The sequence below is a fragment of the Variovorax sp. MHTC-1 genome, assembly GCF_003984645.1.
Lineage (GTDB): Bacteria > Pseudomonadota > Gammaproteobacteria > Burkholderiales > Burkholderiaceae_C > Variovorax.
In genome coordinates, this window is record NZ_RWKI01000102.1 from 1 (window position 1) to 555 (window position 555).

At 64.0% G+C, this 555-nt stretch carries 1 protein-coding gene; it reads left to right on the forward strand.

All coding sequences use genetic code 11. The features are described 5' to 3' along the window. Positions 1 to 44: 44 nt before the first annotated feature. The coding region (locus EJI01_RS28460; RefSeq protein ID WP_126840425.1) for an IS5 family transposase at positions 45 to 555 on the forward strand (511 nt) is incomplete at its 3' end.

Consider the following 555-nt stretch of genomic DNA (forward strand, 5'->3'; position numbering starts at 1 on the left):
GGAACATCTGCAAAACAGGCCCACGCCTTGCATGACCTGAAGCCATGAAGCAACTTGGACTTGGCCTGAGCCTATCGACGAAGAAGACGCGCAAGCGCGAGTTCCTCGAAGAGATGGAACGCGTGGTGCCGTGGGCCGCGCTGGTGCAGATCGTCGAGCCGCACTGCCCGCGCGCGAAGACCGGCCGGCCGCCGATACCGGTGGAGACCATGCTGCGCATTCATTACTTGCAGCAATGGTTCGGCTTGAGCGACCCGGCGATGGAAGAGGCGCTGCATGACGTGCCGCTGTACCGCGAGTTTGCGAAGTGCGACGGCGCCATGGCTAGGCTGCCAGACGAGACGACGATCCTGCGCTTCCGCCACCTGCTCGAGCGCCACAACCTGGCGCCCGACATGCTGCGTCTGGTGAACGACATCCTGCAGGCCAAGGGTCTGATGCTGCGCACCGGCACGGCGGTTGATGCGACGCTGATCTCGGCGCCGAGTTCGACCAAGAACGCCAGCGGCGAGCGCGACCCGGAGATGAAGCAGACCAAGAAGGGCAACCAGTGGT